This window comes from Kitasatospora sp. NPDC001225 (genome assembly GCF_053597855.1).
In genome coordinates, this window is the sequence record NZ_JBSFJC010000413.1 from 1 (window position 1) to 1,742 (window position 1,742).

General features: G+C 74.6%; 2 protein-coding genes. One reads left to right on the forward strand and one right to left on the reverse strand.

The genetic code is table 11. The features are described 5' to 3' along the window. The coding region (locus tag ACWDCZ_RS41035) for an ATP-binding cassette domain-containing protein (protein ID WP_449818680.1) at nucleotides 1–630 on the reverse strand (630 nt) is incomplete at its 3' end. 164 nt (nucleotides 631–794) lie between these two features. Here ACWDCZ_RS41035 and ACWDCZ_RS41040 point away from each other — a divergent pair. After that, nucleotides 795–1,742 (forward strand): histidine kinase dimerization/phosphoacceptor domain-containing protein (locus tag ACWDCZ_RS41040; RefSeq protein ID WP_449818681.1); only part of this gene is annotated, 948 nt, incomplete at its 3' end.

Sequence of the window (1,742 nt, forward strand, 5' to 3'; positions counted from 1 at the left end):
GTTGTCGGTGGCGCCGAAGCTCTGCGAGATGACGTCGGCGCGGCCGGCCTTGATAAGGGCCGTTTCGCTCATCAGGTGCGAGGAGAGCAGGACGGTCCGTCCTTCGGCGGCGAGGTCGCGCAGGAGGGTGCGGATCCACTGGACGCCTTCCGGGTCCAGGCCGTTGACGGGTTCGTCGAGCAGCAGGACGGGCGGGTCGCCGAGCAGGGCGGCGGCGATGCCCAGGCGCTGCTTCATGCCGAGCGAGAAGCGCCCGGCCCGGCGCCGGGCCGCCGTCGCCAGACCGGTGAGTTCCAGCACCTCGCGGACCCGGCGGGGGCCGATGCCGTTGGTGACGGCGAGGCCGAGCAGGTGGTGGCGGGCGGAGCGGGCGGGGTGGACGGCACCGGCGTCCAGCAGCGCGCCGACCTCGCGCAACGGCTGGCGCAGCGAGGCGTACGGGCGGCCGTTGACGGTGGCCCGTCCCCCGGTCGGGGCGTCCAGGCCGAGGATCATCCGCAGGGTGGTGGACTTGCCGGAGCCGTTCGGTCCGAGGAAGCCGGTGACCCGGCCGGGGTGGACGGTGAAGGTGAGTCCGTCCACGGCGAGGGTGCCGCCGTAGCGCTTGCTGAGGTCGCGTACCTCGATCATCGTGCTGCCTTTCCTTGTGGCGTGCCTCCACGCTCCCGTCCGCGCCGGGGGCCCGGCCTCCCACCGTGGGCGGAATCCCGGCATCGGACGGGGGCCGGTCTCTGCCCCTGGTCGTAGGCCTGTGGGGCGATGCCCCGGCGGCGGGCCGCCGCTAGCCTGGGGCGATGTCCGACATCCCGCGCCCGCCGGTGACCGGAAGGCTCCGCCCGGGCCACTGGGTTCTGGTCGACCTGGCGGTCTCCCTGGCCCTGACCGTGCTCACCTGGCTGCGGGTGCTGGACGCCTACCGGGTGTTCGATCCGCACCACCGGGGCTACGCCGAGCCGACCACGGCCGAGCTGGTGACGGTGCTGGGGTGCGTGGTCGTCGTCGGCGCGGCGGCGGGCCTGCGGCGGCTCGCGCCGGTGGCCGCTGCCGGGGTGGTGTTCGCCGCCTGGGTGGTGGTCGTGGCGGTGGCCGGACGGCTGACCATCGCCAACCTGGCCGGGTTCCAGGTGGTGCTCGCCGCCGCGATGACGGTCTACCTGGTCGCGGCGGTCGGCGCGCCGCGGGTCGGCGCGGCCGCGCTGGCGTTCGGGCTGGTGGGCGCCGGGCTGAGCGGGTTCGGCTCGCGGGAGCTGTGGAACAACCTGGTGTTCGCCGCGCTGGCGGTCGTCACCGCCTGGGCGCTCGGCAGCGCGGCGGCCCGCTACCGCGCGTACGGGGCGGAACTGCGCCGCCACCAGCGGGACCTCGCCAGGGCCGAGCTCGCGGAGGAGCTCGCCGAGGAGCGGATCCGGCTGGCCCGGGAGCTGCACGACGTGATCGCGCACAGCATGAGCGTGGTCAACGTCCAGGCGGGGTACGGCCGTTTCGTGATCGGCCGGGATCCGGCGAAGGCCGAGCAGGCACTGGACGCCATCCAGGCGGTGAGCCGGGACGCGATGGTGGAGATGCGCGGCCTGCTCACCGTCCTGCGCGGGGCCCCGGCCGAAGGCGCCGACCGTGGAGCGGGCGCCGAGTTCGCCCCCGCGCCCCGACTCGCCGACCTGGAACTCGACACCTGCCAGGCGCTTGAACTCCTGTACTGGACGGCCAAGAGCAGCGCCTTGATCGGCGGGTTCCTCGCCTAC